The 13,984-nt window shown below is 71.3% G+C and carries 15 protein-coding genes and 1 pseudogene; 7 read left to right on the top strand and 9 right to left on the bottom strand.

The window, feature by feature from the left end; all coding sequences use genetic code 11:
- From ACFVXC_RS41615 to ACFVXC_RS41595, 5 genes and pseudogenes are all read right to left on the bottom strand, one after another.
- Positions 1 to 240: pseudogene (locus tag ACFVXC_RS41615) on the bottom strand (hypothetical protein); the annotation flags it as partial.
- Between the two features lie 1,545 nt (positions 241 to 1,785).
- Positions 1,786 to 2,076 carry a hypothetical protein gene (locus ACFVXC_RS41610; protein WP_389916922.1) on the bottom strand — a complete coding sequence of 97 codons (291 nt, stop codon included), beginning with the start codon at positions 2,074 to 2,076 and terminating at the stop codon, positions 1,786 to 1,788.
- Between the two features lie 131 nt (positions 2,077 to 2,207).
- A complete protein-coding gene (locus ACFVXC_RS41605) occupies positions 2,208 to 3,689 on the bottom strand; it encodes a hypothetical protein (protein ID WP_389916920.1) in 1,482 nt (493 codons plus the stop codon).
- Positions 3,690 to 4,115: 426 nt separating this feature from the next.
- Positions 4,116 to 4,664 (bottom strand): flavoprotein, encoded by a 549-nt coding sequence (locus ACFVXC_RS41600; protein ID WP_389916918.1) that lies wholly within the window; start codon positions 4,662 to 4,664, stop codon positions 4,116 to 4,118.
- Positions 4,661 to 5,902 carry a helix-turn-helix domain-containing protein gene (locus ACFVXC_RS41595; protein WP_389916916.1) on the bottom strand — a complete coding sequence of 414 codons (1,242 nt, stop codon included), beginning with the start codon at positions 5,900 to 5,902 and terminating at the stop codon, positions 4,661 to 4,663. Before ACFVXC_RS41595 ends, ACFVXC_RS41600 begins: the two co-directional genes overlap by 4 nt.
- A gap of 77 nt (positions 5,903 to 5,979) precedes the next feature.
- Between ACFVXC_RS41595 and ACFVXC_RS41590 the strand changes: the two genes are divergently transcribed.
- The 7 genes from ACFVXC_RS41590 to ACFVXC_RS41560 all read left to right on the top strand — a co-directional run bounded on the left by ACFVXC_RS41590 (position 5,980) and on the right by ACFVXC_RS41560 (position 11,755).
- A complete protein-coding gene (locus ACFVXC_RS41590) occupies positions 5,980 to 6,501 on the top strand; it encodes a hypothetical protein (RefSeq protein ID WP_389916915.1) in 522 nt (173 codons plus the stop codon).
- Positions 6,498 to 6,890, top strand: coding sequence for a restriction endonuclease (locus tag ACFVXC_RS41585; RefSeq protein ID WP_389916913.1), 393 nt, complete (start codon positions 6,498 to 6,500; stop codon positions 6,888 to 6,890). Before ACFVXC_RS41590 ends, ACFVXC_RS41585 begins: the two co-directional genes overlap by 4 nt.
- A 469-nt stretch (positions 6,891 to 7,359) precedes the next feature.
- Positions 7,360 to 7,920, top strand: coding sequence for a hypothetical protein (locus tag ACFVXC_RS41580; RefSeq protein WP_389916911.1), 561 nt, complete (start codon positions 7,360 to 7,362; stop codon positions 7,918 to 7,920).
- A 175-nt stretch (positions 7,921 to 8,095) separates the two neighbouring features.
- The gene (locus ACFVXC_RS41575; protein WP_389916909.1) at positions 8,096 to 9,574 is read left to right on the top strand and encodes an exonuclease domain-containing protein; all 1,479 of its coding nucleotides are present in this window, start codon (positions 8,096 to 8,098) and stop codon (positions 9,572 to 9,574) included.
- Complete coding sequence (locus tag ACFVXC_RS41570; RefSeq protein ID WP_389916907.1) at positions 9,574 to 9,855, top strand: hypothetical protein; 282 nt, start codon at positions 9,574 to 9,576, stop codon at positions 9,853 to 9,855. Before ACFVXC_RS41575 ends, ACFVXC_RS41570 begins: the two co-directional genes overlap by 1 nt.
- An 80-nt stretch (positions 9,856 to 9,935) precedes the next feature.
- Entirely contained in the window at positions 9,936 to 10,877 is a 942-nt protein-coding gene (locus ACFVXC_RS41565) for a ParA family protein (protein WP_389916905.1), read from the top strand.
- On the top strand, positions 10,874 to 11,755 hold the full coding sequence (locus ACFVXC_RS41560) for a hypothetical protein (RefSeq protein ID WP_389916904.1): 882 nt from the start codon (positions 10,874 to 10,876) through the stop codon (positions 11,753 to 11,755). The genes ACFVXC_RS41565 and ACFVXC_RS41560 overlap by 4 nt, the downstream gene beginning before the upstream one ends.
- Positions 11,756 to 11,818: 63 nt before the next feature.
- Here the strand turns inward: ACFVXC_RS41560 and ACFVXC_RS41555 are convergent, their stop codons facing one another.
- From ACFVXC_RS41555 to ACFVXC_RS41540, 4 genes are all read right to left on the bottom strand, one after another.
- Complete coding sequence (locus ACFVXC_RS41555) at positions 11,819 to 12,253, bottom strand: NUDIX domain-containing protein (RefSeq protein WP_389916902.1); 435 nt, start codon at positions 12,251 to 12,253, stop codon at positions 11,819 to 11,821.
- Positions 12,254 to 12,276: 23 nt separating this feature from the next.
- Positions 12,277 to 12,897 (bottom strand): hypothetical protein, encoded by a 621-nt coding sequence (locus ACFVXC_RS41550; protein WP_389916900.1) that lies wholly within the window; start codon positions 12,895 to 12,897, stop codon positions 12,277 to 12,279.
- A complete protein-coding gene (locus ACFVXC_RS41545; RefSeq protein ID WP_389916924.1) occupies positions 12,894 to 13,244 on the bottom strand; it encodes a hypothetical protein in 351 nt (116 codons plus the stop codon). The genes ACFVXC_RS41550 and ACFVXC_RS41545 overlap by 4 nt, the downstream gene beginning before the upstream one ends.
- Before the next feature lie 436 nt (positions 13,245 to 13,680).
- A complete protein-coding gene (locus ACFVXC_RS41540) occupies positions 13,681 to 13,968 on the bottom strand; it encodes a hypothetical protein (protein WP_389916898.1) in 288 nt (95 codons plus the stop codon).
- Positions 13,969 to 13,984 lie beyond the last annotated feature (16 nt).

Genomic DNA, 13,984 nt, shown 5'->3' with positions numbered 1-13,984 from the left:
GAGCGCGGCCTCGGCCTCGGCGTTCAGCTCGATGATCCGCGACGGCGCACAGCGGTCGTGCACGAACCAGATGCCGCCGGCGCCCACGGGCCCCCTGCCCAGCACCACGTTGACCGGCCCGGCGTCGAGAGGCTGCTGGCACTCGATGCACGTGCCCTCGGTGATGCCGCGGGCCTGCACGGCCATCTGCGGTCCGAGGGCCTGCTCGACCTCCGGGCTCATCCGTACGGCCAGCGTCATGGCCTGCTCCCCTCCGTTGTGCCGGTGACCTGGTGGTTCCGGGCATCCGTTCACCGTACCGGCGTGGTCCTGCTGCTCATCGCGTCCAGCGGGCTCCGCAGCTGCTGCACGCTCCATGCCGGTCCTTCTGCTGCTGGGGCGCCCCGCAGTTCTGGCACGCGTCCTTCACGGGCATGGGTGGCTCCTCCAACTTGTCTCTGAGGCAAGGGAATCAGCCTGGTGGGGATGAAGGGAAGGGATCAAGTTCCTGGGTGGTCGGCTGAGGTCCGGGGGTGGGTGGGGAGAGTTGGCCGACTGATCCAAGAGGGAACGTCTGTTCGGGCCTAATGGACTTCGCTTCGCTCAGGCAGAACAAGCTGTGAGGCCCGATCAGGCTCTCTTTCTGGGTCAACCACATCTCCGGTGGGACTGGGCCTGATCGGGCCTCACAGCGCGGGATAAGGAGCTTCGCGCGTTCCTTTTCCCGGCCTGCGGCCGGGGCTAAAGGCTTGGAAGCGCGAAGCGCTGCTGTTCTCTTTGTCCCCCCCGCCACCCTTCGGGTGCCCAGGAGCGGGGTGGACTTCTAGCCCCCCCCTTGTAAAAACGACAAAGCTCGGGCTCTGCCGTTCTCACAAGGAGGGGGCCGTTTGCAAGCTCAAGTGCGTACGTCTTCGGTACGCCCTATCGAGGGCATCGCAACCAGCCGGGCATTGCAGGCATTTGCTCCTGCGCCCCGGGACCGGGATATGTGGACGCCTCGGGGGGAGGTCGCTGTACTCCCCGCGGCATGGCTGCCGCACCGACACGGGTCCGCCTTGAGATCGGTCGGACGTCCACTCGCTTCCTTCTCCCACGCCTTGCGGCGCGGGCCTTCTCTACCTCCCGGTGGATGAACCCGGGGCCGGCCTTTAACTACGCGGTTGCCGGTCATTCCGCTGACTCAGTCCTCCCGGTCGCTACTCGGTCGGACCACCGGACTCCCCCAGACTCGTCAGGGCGGGGGCAACTCGGAAGCGTTGATACGGAGGCGCTTCCCTCCGGGGCCTACATCGCGGGCCCTCACCCATCCACTGGTGCGCGTCCTGCTGGACTGCTGCGACGTGGGGTCTGGATCAGACCGGCGGACCTCTGTCCGGTGTGTCGGCTTGCGCCGGGCTGGAGTCGACTTGTCGGTTCGGTGAAACGTCCTCGACACGTCGTGCTCCGCTGCCAGCGCTGCGGCTGTCCGCTACGATGGCCGTACCTCCTCATGGGGTCACAAGACAACAAAGAGCCGGGCCCCCCGCGAGGGGGACCTGTAGCTGCTGAAGGGCCTACGCCGAAGGGCGGGCCCGGATCTTGGGTCTCTGGGGTGGTGCACCTCCTTGGGTCTGCGTGTCGCTGGACTGGTAATCCGGCGGCGGGGCGGGTCTGGACGGTGGTCTGTCAGACGGCTTGGTCGGTCGCCTGACGGTTTTGCGAAGGACGTTCAGAGCGGGTTTGGTCGCCGTTGCTCTGAGGTCCGCCGAGCACGCCAGCCTCTGGTTACAAACCAGGGGCTTCTTGGCGTGCCCGGAGTCTTACGGTCTAGCTCTGCTCCGGGAGCGGTAAGGGCGCCTGTCCGGCGGCCTCCTCCGCGTCCTTGAGCTCTCGCGCCCACAGCGGGACGCCGTTCTCGTCGACCTGGTCCCTGCGGATCAGCTCGGCTACGTACTTCCCCATCGACACCCCCATGGCCTTGGCGTTCGAGAACGCCGTGGCGTGGACTTCCGGGGGAACGAGCGGGGAGAGACGGACAAGACCCTTGGACGCAGCAACAGGCGTCGGCGGCTCGTACGTCCGCTCTCGCGTGTCTCGACTTCCGTAGGTTCTGGCCATGATCCAGATCATGCCATGCCGAGGATTCATGTACATAGCGCGTTTGGCGTGTTGCGCCGAAAATCTTTTGTGACGGGTGATTACTTCCGTGGTTTCCCGGGCACCGGGACGCAGTTCAGGGCCTCGGCCCGTCAGGCGGGCAGGCTGTTGAGCCGCTCGACCTTCTTCTGGACGGCATCGAGGGCGCCACGTTGACGGCCGGGGACCCGGCGGCGCAGGGCGACGAGCTGCGGGGCCAGGCTGCGGGCCTGGGCGGCGTCGCGGATGCGGTCCCACAAGTGATGGGCGCGGTCGACGGCGGTCTCAACGTCGTGGGCGTCGGGAGCTTGCTGCAGCGTGTCGAGGCGGGTCTGCGCCGCCTGGAGCCACAACTGGCAGGAGGCGTACGGGTCCTGGGCGACGGAGTGCAGGTAGGCGCGGACCTCGATCCAGTGGACGGCGGCGAACGTGTCGGCGCCGAGGGTCTGCGCGACGCGCTGTTCGGCGGCGGCCGCCATGGCGACGGCCTCCTGGTGGCGGCCGGCCTGCGACAGGGCGGTGATCTGCTCGTGCGGGTCCTGCTCGACGGGCACCACGGCGGCGCTCGGCTCGTAGACCGGTGAGACGGTGCGCTGCTGCGTCCTCGGCGGCGGCGGGAGCTGCTGCGGTGCGGCGGCCGGCACCGGGGCCGGGGCGGCCTGCTGCTGCGGCTGGGCCTGTCGTACGGCGGGGGCGTCCTGGGTGGCGGCGCGCTGGGCGAACACGGGCGGCTGGAACGTGGGCGGGGTGAACGTGGGCGCCTGGAACGCCGGGGCGCCGATCGGCTGCGGCTGTGCGGCGGGCTGCGGGGCCTGGGCGTACACCGGGCCCGGGGCAACGGGCGCCACCGGGGCCGGGGCCTGCGGCGGCGTGGCGGCCGGGAGGGGCGCCGGGGCCTCGGGGGCCGTACGCGCGGGCGGGAGCTGGGTGTTCACCGGGGCCGTGGGGCGCTCGGGGCCGAGGACGAGCGCGCCCTCGGCAACGGCGGCGCGGCGGAGAGCCGCGTGGTGCAGCTGATCCGGGGTCAGGCGCTCACCGGTGCGCAGGATCTGGGCCAGGGCGTGGGTGTAGGCGGGGTGAGCTATCCGCCGGCGGCCGGGCGGCGGGACGATGACCCCGTACGCGCGGGCTCCGCCGGGGAGGTCGAGCGGCTCCTCGTCGAGCAGCTGCCAGACCTCGGCGTCGGCGACCAGGTCGACGTAGAGGGTCGTCGTGTCCGGGCGGCGCTGCCGGAGCTCCGAGACGAGCCAGGACCACGGCAGGGCGGTGTAGCGGATCGTCGAGGGCGTGGTGCGGGCGAGCGCCAGGTGCACGCCCCGTTGCTTGCGGTCGAGCTGCAGCTGGCCGACGAGCACGACGGTGAGCGGCCCCTCGGTCGCGGCGGCACCCCGTACTCGAGTAAGGACGGCCTGCGGGTCGGTGGGGTCCGCCAGCTCGATGAGCGTGGCGGCCGCGGTGCCCGCGAGCGCGGCCGGCGGCACGGCGGCGAGCACCGGAATGACGCTGCCCGCGTCGGTCAGCTTGCCCTTGCCGGTGGGCGCGGCCGCCAGTAGCAGCGCGGTCCCCGGTCGATCTTGCGCCCCGTTGATCTGCACCTACGCACCGTATCCGCTGGCCCGGGGCCGGGTCCGTCGACTTCGCCGGGCGGTCCGCGCCCTCGGCGGCGCCCGCCGTACGGGACTCCGTGAGCGGGGTGGTTCCCTCCTCGATCGGGCAGCGCTTGCGCAGGTCAGAGCGTGTCGGGGGGCAAGGTGGAGCGCCCGGAGCGAAGCGAGGACGTACGACCTTGCGGCCCGGCGCGGGCTGGCCTCCCCTCGGGTGCCTGGTCGAGGAGGGGGCCGCACCGCGACCCGCCCCCACCCCTGCCACCCACTCACCGCAAGATCGCCACCGTGCCCCCACCCCCTCCGAGGAGGGCCGGGTGTGGGCGGAGCCCGCGTCTTCCCTGACCTGAGCTTTCCCCCATGTGCATGGAGTTTTCGGGTCGGGTGTCTCCTGTGGGAGACGGTTGTCCGGGCAGGTCAGGCGGCTGGTGGCAGGGCGTCGATGGCGGTCTGCCACGGGTAGGCGTCGAGGTTCCCGTGCCTGGGGCGGTGCGGGACGAACCCCTCGCCGCCGAGCAGGACGGTGACGCCGGCGTCGCGCAGGGTCTGCACGCTGCGGCCCACGGCGGGGTGCGCGTCCTGGGCGTTGTTCCAGTGCGGCAACGCCACGATGGGCAGCTGCAGCCCGATCCCCTCGGTGATCAGGCCGAGCGCGAGGGTGTCGCTGATGCCCGCGGCCCACTTGTTCACCGTGTTCGCGGTGAGCGGGGCGACGAGCAGCGCGTCCGCCGTGGGGAGCACGTCGTCCTGGCTGGGGAGCTTGTACTGGTGGCGGACGGGGTGCCCGGTGAGGGCTTCGAGGGCCTCGACCTCGCCCTCGGCGTCCTCGCTCGCCCACCGGTACGCGGACGGCGTCAGGATCGTGCAGACGTCCCAACCGGCCTGCTGGGCGGCGCGGATGGGGATTTCGAGGCGTTGCGCGGGCGGGGCCGCGCACGAGATCAGGTACAGGGTTCGGGTGGTCACCGGGGCAGTCCACAGCGATCAGCGAGACTGCGCAACCTGCCCTCGGCGGACCCGGCGCCGAGCAGCCGGAGGTTCTCGACCGTGGTCTTCGTGCGGGGCCGGCACTGGACCTCTTCGGGGGCCAGCTCCTCGGCGGCGAGCAGGGTCTCGACCGCTGTCTCGCGCTTCCCGGCCTGCAGCTCGCCGAGGGCGCGGTCGGCGAGCAGGTGCGCCCGGCGCTCCTTGGGCAAGCTGGCGAACGCCGGGGCCGGGATGTCGGCCGCGGCCGCGATGGCGTCCGCTCCTTCGCTGAGCTGGACGTGCGCGGCGACCCGGTAGCACTTGACGTTGGTCGGCCCGAACGACGTCCACAGGAGGTTGTCGTCGCGGCCGAGGCGGTCGGCGTGCTCGTCGGCCTGGTCGAGGTGGTCGGGGACCCGGCGGGCGTGGGCGGCGGGGTTGAGGTCGTCGGCCTCGGCGGCGGCCGCGGACGCCATGGCGGCCTTGAGGTAGAGCATCCCCAGCACGCTGAACCCCTCCGGGCCGGTGCGCAGGAGCTCGTCCTGCAGGCGCTGGGCCGAGGCGAGCACGAACTGGGCGGCGGCGTCGGCCTGGCCGTGGTTGGTCATCGCGTCGCCGAGGTGCCGGGCCGCGCTGGCCATGATGACGGGGTTCTCGCTGCGCTCGGCGGCGGCGACGGCCCGGTGACCGGCGATGAGTGCCAGCTCGGTGTCGCCCCACTTGATGGCGGCGGCCTCGGTCAACTCCAGGCTGAGGGAGAGCAGCTCGTACGCGGTGAGCCGGTCGTCGCCGCGGTGGTGCTGCGCGGCCCGGGTCGCGTCGACGAGAAGGGCGGGGATCGCGCTGCCCAGCTGGGCGAAGTGCCCGGCCTGGAAGCCTGTGCGGGCGTACGTGAGGGAGCGGTGCAGCTGCTCGACGGGGAGCGGCTCGTCGGACGAGTCGTCGGTCGCGCCCGTGATCACGTCGTGCCGGTGCAGGGCGCGGCGTACGGCGTCGATCTCGCTCTCCTCGACGCACTCGGTGTCGAGGACGTCGGCGATCAGCCGCTCCAGCGTGATGCCGAGGCGTAAGGCGGCGAGCCGCATCACGGACAGCTGCGGGTCGGCCTGGCGGCGCCCGCCTTCGAGCTCCTCGACCCACCGGAGCGACTTGCCCATGAGGTAGGCGAACTCCTGGCGGGACATGCGCCGGCGGGTGCGCCAGTAGTTGACTCGGTGGCCGAACTGGAAGGAGTCCATGGGCGTCCCCGGATGTGAAGCACGACCCACACACATCGTGTGGTCTCTCCCCGGTATACCGCCCTTACCGTCCGGATATGGCCAAGTCCCAGACTCCCGTCACCCCAACGTGGGCGGCGCTGCACGTACCTGACGACCACACCCTCGCCCGCCTTCGAGGAGCCGGTACAGGCTCGACCCGGTTCGTCGCGTGCGGCGACGGCCGGGACGCGGTCGTGATCTCGCCCCTGCAGCGCGGCCTGGCGGCGCTCGATGCCCTCGGCCTGCCGGTCGAGGACGGGCAGTCGGTGCTCGCCGACCACTCCCGCCAGGAGCTGATCGTGGTGGTGGAGGACGGCTGGGCGCACCTGTGGGAAGGCGCGCCCGGGGTCCGGGTGCTCTCCCTCGGCTCGTGGCTCCTGACGCCGGCGCCGGGCACCGAGGGCTCGTTCGCCGCGCACTGGCTGAGCTGCCCGGCGCGCGACGTACCGGCCCTGTGGCGTGATCAGGAACGCGACCCGAACCTCGGCCTGATGTCCGCCCGGGTCCAGCCCCGGGCGCTCTACGACGCGCTGGCCACGGTCGACAGGCCCGTGGTCGCCCCGGCGGCCGTGTCATGAGCGGGTACACCGTGCTGTACGACCCGGACGGGCTGCTCGGCGCGGAGCTCCCCCTCGACCGCGAGCCGCACATGGCGCTGGCCAAGGAGGTGCTGGGCTGGGAGGACATGGCCGACGTGGAGCGGGACGACTGCCTGCAGATCGCCCTCCAGCTCACCGGGCACGGCCGGGCCGTCGCCGACGACGTCCGCCGGCTCTCCGCCGACCCGGCCGTTCCCGGTGAAGTCCGGGAGCTGGCCGAGGTCGTCCTGCGGGAGGCCGACCGGCGGCTGTCGTCCCCCCGGACGGGCACGGTGCACTGCGTGCAGCAGCGGGCCCGCATGGTCCGGGCGCTGTACGAACGGCTCGACCGGCTCAACACCGCTCTGCCCGCCGCGACTTCGGTCTGAGCGGCCCCACGGACTGCCCGTCGCCCTCCCCCGTGGGCACGGGCACACGGAAGCCCCCAGCTGGTGTCCACCCGACCCGGCTGGGGGCTTCTCCATGCCCGTCGTGCTCCTGGTGGCGGGCCGCGCCAGCGGCACACCACCACGGCGGCCGCCCCCGCACACGACAACGCGCAGAACCCTCCGGCCACCTGATTCGACCTCGGCCCACGAAAGCGCGCCCCGACGCTCCCGCACCCGGCCGAGCAGCTGCAGGGGCCACAGCAACCACTCCCCGGTCGCAACCACGCCTCCCCTTCTTCAAGGCCACGGCGGACCCGCGGCCGCCGACGTCGACCGGCCGCCCCGGCGGGGCACCGCAGGCCCCTCGGGCCGAGGAGCTGCCGACCCCGTGCGCCGTACAACCGGGCCGAGCCAGGGGAAAAATCGGGCATCGCGCCGCTGATCAATGGATCTCCATTAAGCTATCCCTATGGAGAAAATCCCGGTCACCGTGATGATCTACGCCTATCAGGCGGGCCGATTGGACCTGCTGAAAAAGCAGCAGGCCATGGAACAGAAAGCCACTTTGGAAGCTCTGGTAAACCAGGGAAATACCCGGCGGCAAGCACGGATCATCGTGGCGCGGATGCGGCCCACCGAGTGGCCCGGCCTGGAGACAGTCGTCGCCTCGGCGGTCGAGCAGCGCCTGGACGAGCCAGACCTGGCCGGCCCTTGGCAGCCGCTCACCTCGGCCGAGGAGGAGGAGCTCGCGCTCTCCGGCCGCTGGCCAGGGCCGAGCCTGGGCGTCTCCATGTCCCAGAGGAACTACAGCTTCCCGTCACCGCTGGTCAAGAGGCTGCGTACGGCAGCGTGGCGGAAGTCGGAGAAGCCGCTCAAGGAGCTGCGCGAGCGCGGCCTGGTCGGCGCCGGCCTCGTACTGACCGAGACGGAGAAGGAGAAGCGCGACGAGCTGGCCGCGCTGCTGTACCCGGTGCCCAGGATCGTCCGGGAGGCCCTGGCCCGGTACGGACCCGCTACGGCAGACGAGTGATCGCGTCACGCTCTGAATAATGGATCTCCATTTAGATAAACGCATTCGCGCGCGCGTAGTAATAGCGGTCGAATTCCGCCGTTCCCTCGTTTGGCTGGAATGTTTGAGCGGTAGCGGAATGGGGTTTATGACTGCTACGGTTTCAATTCCCTCGACGCTCTTTCGGGAGGCATGAGTGAGTACCACCACGGCGACGGAGCAGATCCCGTCCAGCCGGACCGAGGCGGACCCGGCCCGGGTCGCCAAGGGCAAGCCCCTGGACCACACCGCCGGCGTCCCCGTCTACAGCTGGGGCCAGGCACCGCCGTACCTGCGGACGAAGACCCAACTCGTCGCGGACCGGCTGAACGTGACCGAGGAGCAGGAGGCGGCGCCGCTGGCGTACGTCCGTACCCGCGACTACGGAGACGTGCCGCTGCACGACCCGGCGGCCGCGGAGAAGATGCGGCCGTTGCCCTCGGCCACCAAGGCCAAGATGCTGGCGCGGCGCACCTGCCCGGAGTGCGGGAAGGTCCGCCAGGCGATCCTGCGCGGGCCCTGCTCGGCCTGCCGGGAGCGGGCGGAGAAGGAGCGGCAGCGGCTGCTGGCGCGGACGTGCGCGGGCTGCAGCACGGTCCGGGAGCGGCCGTACCCGAAGGAACACCGCCGGTGCGCGGGGTGCCGACAGGAGCAGCTGGAGAAGAAGCGGACGCGGGTCGAGGCGTGGCTCGTCGAGGTGACGGTGTGCGCCGGCGACGGCTGCACGAAGCGGCGCGGGTCCAAGAAGGCGGCGCGGGCCTACCTCAAGGAGCACGACTGGCTGCTCCGTCCGGAGCGCACGGACCTCCCGGATTCGATGTGGTGGCCCGGCTGGGCGCGTCGGTGCCCGCCGTGCAAGACGGCGTACGACGCGGAGCAGGAGCGGCGCCAGGCGGAGAACCAGACCCGGTACGAGCGGGAGGAGAAGGAGCGGCGGGAGGCCGAGGCTCGGGCTGCCGACGAGCGCAAGCGGTGGGCCGCGGCCGCGCTCGTCGACTCCGACGTCCTGGTGCTCGACACCGAAACGACGGGACTCGACGAAGACGCGCGGATCGTCGAGCTGGCCGTGCTGAACTCGCGCGGGGAGGTCCTCCTCGACACGCTCCTCGACCCGGGCGTGCCCGTGCCGGACGATGCGGCGGCGATTCACGGGATCACGACCGAGGCGCTCTCCGGGGCGCGGACGTTCTCGGACGTGCTCGTGCAGCTCACCGGGCTGCTCGACGGCAAGCGGTGCCTGATCTACAACAAATGGTACGACGTGGCCAGGCTGCGCCACGAGCTGACGCTCCACTACCTCGACCGCGCCGCGCGGGAGGCGGCCGAGGAGACGGTGAGCACGGGCACCGTGCCGGAGGACGTACGGGAGCGGTCGCTGTCCTGGGCACGGGAGCAGGCGGCGGCCTGGCTTGACGCCATGACGTTCGAGGACGTCATGACCCCGTACTCGGACTGGGTGGGCGACTGGTCGGAGTACCACGGCAACAACCGCTGGCAACCGCTCAACGGCGGCCACAGGGCGGCGGGGGACTGCCGTGCGGTCCTCGACTGCCTCCGGTCCATGGGACGCGACTACGCGCACGAGTACGCGACGGCGGCCGCCGGGGCCGGCGCCATGAGCGAAGGGGTGAACTGATGGTTCAGCTACGCCTGATGACCGACGACAACGAGCGCGGGGAGGACGTCCTGGCGGTGCTGCTGCCGCTGCTGAACGCGTGCACGGCCCTGCAGGCGAGCGAACCGACCCGGCTCTCGCACCGCGGCGGCGGACTCCGCGTCGTCCTGGACGTACAGCTCGCCGGGGCGCCGACCGTGACGGTCGAGCGGGACGACGCGTCGACCGGTACGTATACCCGTTCGGGCGGTCCTCCTGCTCGGCGGCCTCGCGCCCGGCGTGCGCTCCCACCTGCAAGTTGATTCCCTGCCCCCTACAACGCGCGGCCCGCTCCTGCTGGAGACGGGCCGCGCGTGCGTGTGCGCCCGCTACCGTGCGGGCTATGTCAATCACACAAGCCCAGACCGTACCCATCCCGCCACTGGCGGGCTACTCCTGGCATCTGCCCACGGTGGCCAACTGGGCGGAGCCCATCGAGTGGGCCAAGTGGCGGGCTCAGCTGCGGGTCCCGGCCTCGTTCCGGGCGCTTCGACCCGGGACCACCGTGCGGACTATCGCAGTGGCTAACCAGAAGGGCGGGGTCGGGAAGACGACGACCGTAGCGGAGCTGGGGGCTGCTGCTGCGGCTCGGGACTGGGTGGTCCGGGTGATAGGGGTGGACCCGCAGAAAGCGGGCCTGTCTGCCTGGTTGAAGCCGATCTATCCGGAGGGCCTGGAGCCGAAGCGGCGGCGCAGCCTGACGCACGTCTTCCACGGGGCATGCACCCTGGACGAAGCCACCTACCCGACGCGCTTCAAGGGTCTGTACGTCGTCCCGGCCGGCGCGAAGCTCGCGGGTGTCGAGAAGGACGCGGACCTGGTGGGCCGGGAGCTGGCCATCTCCCGGGGCATCCAGTCCAGCTCTCTCGGCATCGACCTGAACCTGTTGGACTGCGGCCCGACGCTGGGCACGCTCACCGTGGCGGCCCTCGCCGCGGCGGATGAGGTGATCATCCCGACCGAGGCCGGGGTGATGGAGGCGCTCGGCGTCGGCGACGTCTACAACACCATCAGGAAGGTTCAGGAGGCGTACAACCCCAAGCTGTTCGTCCTGGCGCTGATCCTGACGGAGTGGGCACGGTCGGGGGTCATGAAGGACACCGCCATCCAGCTGGCAGCGGACTTCCCTGACGCCGTGATTGCCCCCGTGCGGCCCTCGGTGAAGGTCAAGGAGGCCGTGGGGGAGGAAAAGCCGATCCGGCTCCACGCGCCGAGGGACTCGGCGGCCCGCGACTTCGACCAACTCGCCGGAGTCCTGTTCGGCAGCAAGGAGGCGGCAGCGTGAGCGTGAGGACGGTCCGATCGGCGCTCGACGTCGCCGACGATGACGACGAAGAGTCGTACGCCAACGACCTGGTCAAGCCGCGTCCGTACAACGCCCGGGTGCTCGACCCGGCGGAGCTGCCGGTCGATCGCAAGGAGCGGTTGAAGGCGGTCGAGGCGGCGCTGATGGAGGCGGAAGCCACCCGCTCCAAGAGCGTCGCCTGGTCCAAGCTGCGCTGGACGGTGGAAACGGGCGTTGCCTTGCGGCTCCTCATCGAGGAGGACCTGTACAAGGAAGATCCGGAGTTCACCTCGCTGGAGACGTACGCGGACAACCGGCTGCACCTGTCACGCGGGCACGTCTACGAGCTGGTGGACGATGCGGCCCGGCTGCTGGCGGTCGCCCCACTGTCAGAAATTTCTGACAAACCGTTCAACGCATCGCAGGCCAAGGTGCTGGCTCCGCTGATGGAGCCGGTGGCGGAGCTCGGCCCCGCCGAGGCCGGGAAGACCAAGGCGGAGCTGATCGTCGGGGACGTCGAGGCGTCGGGCAAGAAGCGGACGGCGGCCGCGCTGCGGAAGGCTGCTGAGGATCGGGGCTTCACCATCTCCGAGGCGCCGGCGGTGCCCTCCGCGCGCAAGAGGGGCGCCGGGAAGGACGGCATCGAGGACGCGGAGATCGTCGAGAACGACGGGACCCGCGCGGTCGAGGCACTGTACGGCTTCCTCAAGGACCAACAGGCGGTGTACGACGGCATAGGGGGTGGACTCCTCGCTGCGGCCCTGCAGCACGATCCGGGGGCTGCGGAGGGGGTGCTGCGGGATCTCCTGCAGTACCTCACACGGACCGAGCACCGTATCCGGGCGGCCATGAAGGGGCCCTCCGAGGACGGCTCCTGACTCCTCGACACAGCGAAGCGCCCGCCCCCCGAACATCTCGGGGGCGGGCGCTTCCGTGTGAGCTCAGCGGCGGCCGGACTCGGCGAGCAGGTGGCGCCGGGCATCGGCCAGGATCTCGGCGTGGTCGAACGCCAGGGTGCCGGGCTCGGCCAGGGGGACCCACTGCACGGCGGTCGCGTCGTCTCCGGCCTGGGCGACGGTGTCCTCGGGGACCCTGACGACGTAGGCGACGCTCACGTACCGGCCGCGCGGGTCTCGGTCGGGGCGGTCGTAGACGTCGAGCCGGTCGAGGTCCTCGGCGGCGACACGGATTCCGGTTTCCTCCTCCAGCTCCCTCGCGGCGGCGAATCGGGAGGTTTCTCCCCGGTCGACATGTCCGCCGGGGAGGGCCAGCTCGTCCTTGTGCGGCTCCCAGCCGCGTCGGATCACCAGGACGTCGTCGCCGCGCAGGCAGACGACATCGGCGGTGTACCGGATGGTCTCAAGGTTCTCGGTCATCAGGTCTCTTTCTGGTGAGGGGATCAGCGGGCGACGGCCTGGGTGACCAGGTCGAGGGTCTGGGCGAGCAGGCGGCCGCGGTGCTCGACGGCCTGGTCGTGGTTGGCGAGCAGCTGCTCGGCCTCGGTCGCCGGGTTGCCGGTGGGCGGCTCGATGGCCGGGTGGCCGGCCGCGAGGATCTGCCGGTACGCCTGATCGCGGTAGCCGGTGCCATCGGTGATGAACACGACTTGCCGGGAGGCCGCGGCCCGCTCGCGCCACATGTCGACGGTGATCCGGACGTCATCGAGGGCGCGCACGTACGCCTGGTGGGTGTGCAGCCAGTTGCCCGTCGCCCCCGGGTCGCCGAGGCGCTGCCACAGGGTCTCGACGAGCTGCAGGGCCTCGTCGCGGGCCTTCCGGGCGACCTGCTCCTCGACGAGCCGGTACCGCAGGGTGTTGTAGCGGCGCAGCACGTCGTTCAGCGCGATCAGTCGCAGGCCCTCCTCGTGGCGTGCTTCCTCGGTCGCGTCCGGGTGGGCCTTCTGCCAGGCGGCCATGTGCCGGTGCCAGTGCGCGGCGTCGGCCTCGACCTCGCGGCCGGGCAGGCCGGTGAGGCCCTCCAGCTCGACGGGGGCGAGCGTCTCGGTGTCCTGCAGCGTCATTCGGCGGTCTCCTCGATCTCGGGGTGGGTGTAGCGGATGGTCTTGCCCAGCTGGCGGGCGTACTGGATCTCGGAGCGGGTGCTGTCGCCGACGTAGTCCCCCACGACGAGCACCTCGTCGGCCATGCGGATCTTCGCCCGGTGCAGGGCGTCGAGCATGGGCTTGAGGGCCTCGACGGCGGCCGGGTCGGCCCACAGCGAGTGGGGCGTCTTGAGGTCGCACCCGGGGGCGAGCACGATGCGGCCGGCGGCGGTCTCCTGGGCGTTGGCCTGGGCCATCTCCTCCATGAACCTGGTGGAGCCGCACAGGACCACGACGGTCGGCTCCTGGGCGAGCAGGGCGAACACCTGGTCGTCGTACGCTCCGACCGGCTCCTCGCCGGTCCGTGGGTTCGCCTGCAGGAAGGCGGCCAGCTCCTCGCCGCGCTCGACGATGAGCCGCTCGGTGTCGGCCCTGATGGTGTCGACGTCCTGCTGGGTGAGGTCCCAGGGGGCCGGGTCGCCGTGGGCGGCGTCGAACTGCCGGGCCGCGGCGCGGTTGCACCACTCGCGCACCTGCTCCTCGACGGTCGGCTCGTACGGCGGCGGCTCGGGGAGGATGCCGGCGGCCTCGGCGGCCGGGATGACGTTGTTGTCCCACTCGCACTCGGCGTACTCGGGATCGGCGGCGTCTGCGATGTACCGGGCGCGGGCGGCGGCGCCGTATCCAGCGGCGTCGAGGGCGTCCTCGTACGCCTGCTGGGGTGTCGCGGGGGTCGGGACTGTGCTGGTCGCCCACGGGTCGTCAGTGGTCATGCTGGCCGTGCTCCTTGTCTGTGTCGGTGTCTGCGGGGTGGGCGGCCGGGCGACGGGGGAGGGGGCGGTCACGGCGCAGGGCGAAGATGGAGTCCAGCTCGACGAGCCGGACCCTGCCCTCGTACTGCACCGTGAGGTCGCCGTGGTCGATGAGCCGCAGCACCTGGCGGTGCTCGATGCCGAGCAGGCCGGCGGCCACGCGCGGGGTGACGGTCCAGTTCGAACCGAACGTCACCTCGTCGGGCCCGTCCTGGTCGTCGTGGTCCTGCGTGCTCATCGCGTTCTCCCTCGTG

It is taken from the genome of Streptomyces sp. NPDC058257 (assembly GCF_042881845.1).
GTDB lineage: Bacteria > Actinomycetota > Actinomycetes > Streptomycetales > Streptomycetaceae > Streptomyces.
This window is presented reverse-complemented; position numbering and strand designations above follow the sequence as displayed.